Origin of the sequence: Thalassobacterium sedimentorum (assembly GCF_031127905.1) — a bacterium.
Classification (GTDB): Bacteria; Verrucomicrobiota; Verrucomicrobiia; order Opitutales; family Coraliomargaritaceae; genus Thalassobacterium; species Thalassobacterium sedimentorum.
This window is the reverse complement of sequence record NZ_JARXIC010000081.1, coordinates 1-2434: the sequence shown is the minus strand read 5'-3', so window position 1 is coordinate 2434 and position 2434 is coordinate 1. Positions and strand designations below refer to the sequence as shown.

2 protein-coding genes are annotated in these 2434 nt (G+C 42.4%); both read right to left on the bottom strand.

All coding sequences use genetic code 11. The features are described 5' to 3' along the window. Positions 1-224: 224 nt before the first annotated feature. Complete coding sequence (locus QEH59_RS18355) at positions 225-1478, bottom strand: S1 family peptidase (protein WP_308986839.1); 1254 nt, start codon at positions 1476-1478, stop codon at positions 225-227. 317 nt (positions 1479-1795) lie between these two features. Further along, positions 1796-2434: DUF2971 domain-containing protein (locus tag QEH59_RS18350; RefSeq protein ID WP_308986838.1), on the bottom strand; the 639-nt coding region annotated here is incomplete at its 5' end.

The window sequence follows — 2434 nt, the reverse complement described above, 5'->3', positions numbered from 1 at the left end:
ATTGATGTTCGTAGATGATGTGGGGTTTTGCATAAGTTTGTCACTGTAGCGTTTCCACGCTCCTGATAAACTCCCATGTCATCTACGTTTTGCATACAAAAATGGGGTTATTACTTTTGGCACTCCTCAGAAGCGATATCTTTATATTTTGCGTTTGCCCCCATTTCAGCCTTTGCGTTTGACTCCATTTCAGCCTCCAATTGTGCCGAAGTCCCGTTTCAGCCTCAGAACGAACTTTTACTGAAAGCGATCTCATTATTTATCTGTCCCTTCAGTGAGGTGAGCCACCCCTCAAGGACCTCTGCGCTTTCATACTTATTTTCCAGTAGATATCCGATATCCAACTGACGATTCTTCAAGTTATATAAGTCGCCAAACTCATCCTCAATAACCCTCATCAGCGCTCGTAAATTCGCTCGCCTAGAGGCTTCCTTTGTTTCTGCATGGCTCTTAGTTGTAGAACCCGTATAGTAACCATCTACGTAATAGCTTGTTCGTGTTGCGTCGGGACGTTTTTGTCGAGAATTATGGTTACGTAAAATTTGTAACACATCCCGATGCCAATTCTCAGGTATGTTGGAAACATATCCCTTACCTTCATCCAACATTAGATACGTCCAATAAATTTGATTAAACAAATTTATTGCACTTTCTAATTCACCGATCTGCTTCGCGTATTCTTCGCGTGAGATGTTTCGCCAATCCTCAACTCTAGAGGGTCTAATTGTGAACCTGCGAGCCTTAGAATAACGAGTGTCCTTTGTCACCCAGTCAGGTCTTTCATCACCCGGTGAAATATATGTCGCAATTCCAATAACACTATTTTCAGAGTTAATGACTGGGCCACCGCTATTTCCCGGTACAAAGTCGGCATCAACTTCTATCTCAAATGGCCCAATCCCTTTAATCTGACCTGGTCCACTAGTAATGACTCCTGCTCCCTCACTGTTCCCCAGCACTGTAACTTTCTCGTTGGACTCGGCACTATCTGTGATTAAGAAAGCTGGCCGGCTTCTCACCCTAAAACGAGCAACATCCTGACTATTAGATATTTCTAATTCAGCAAGTTCGACAGGGTCCCCTCTTGAGTCAGTTACCTTCACATTAAATATATCGGAAATCACATGTTGATTGGTATATAGATAGGTTTTGCCTGCATCATGAGCAAAGAATCCAGTACCAGTGCTTCCTGTTGTCGAAATAATAACAACAGCATCAACTGGAGATTCAGGTAACTCAGGCTTAGGTGGTTCCCACTGTGAGATAAAATCTCGGTCACTGATAGAGAGCAAATCGTAGCTAATATCCAACTCTAAACCATCAGTTCTCATGACAGAAATACCAGCGTCGGTCTTGGCCAGTAAAAGCACATCAATAGTTCGTCCCTTGGTATCCGTCAGCGTCCTTTCAGTCGCATTGACTGAGAAAGTCGAAACCACAGTGGCCACGACCACAAAAACTAAGCTCTTGCAATTCATATACGACCACTACGATCAAAGGATAACGACATCAAGAATTAAAAGAAGAAGTTACTCCCACAAACAAAGTCAGAGAGAAGCGATTCCACCCTTTAATTCGTTGGTAAATTCACACATTCCATTTCCATTATTCAGCTTCAGAACTCTTAAATATCTTAGAGAGCCGAACAGAATCATGCCATGTGCCTCAATTATCAACCTCGGACCGTTAGATGCCTCTAAAAGCTGCCTTGGCGAACCTCTGAGAGGAGGCCTAACTACAAACGTAATGCATGACGTTTGTGAGCGTTTGACCTGTTCTGAGCCTTCTATACTAATTAAGATTCCTTCAACGATCGTTCCAGAAAAGATAATCCGCAGACATCTTGATCACACCTAGCTTTAAAGAATTTACAGTCAATCGACTGCTGAATACAGTGCAAGGCAATGTTTTCCATGTCGAAATCAGAACAGTTAACTCCGAAATATATCTCCTTCAGGCATGAGACGAAATCCTGTTTAAACCTAGATTTTTCATCTATAAATCCCTCATCATTTGGAATGACTAACCTAACCTCTTCCTCCTGATGCCATGAATAATGCTTAGAATGCATAATTGCTTGTGAATGTAGATACCATTCTTCGTCATTAATAGTATGCCGGTAAAGTATGGGATCATTTCGATACGAAACCTCACGAACATGCTCACTAAGAATCTCGTTTGCAGATTCATCAAAGCCGAGGACGATGCCGGCGTGGCGATCAGCATAATGAGACCACATTTGGATCGAATCAAATTTCTTAGAAAAGCAAATGATAGAAAATGCTTGAGAGATTCTTCGATGAAGTTCTTCGCGCGTAAGCGTCCGAGCCCCTGCCTTATATACGGTAAATTTTTCCGTGGTAAGTTTGGCGTATGGAATCAATCGAAACAGAGTTGTGTGTGGATCGTTCAAAATCTGATCGCCAAGGTCGCC

Bases quoted from the DNA above. Each gene is read 5' to 3' on its own strand.
- QEH59_RS18355 (WP_308986839.1), bottom strand. From the start codon at position 1,478: ATGAATTGCAAGAGCTTAGTTTTTGTGGTCGTGGCCACTGTGGTTTCG.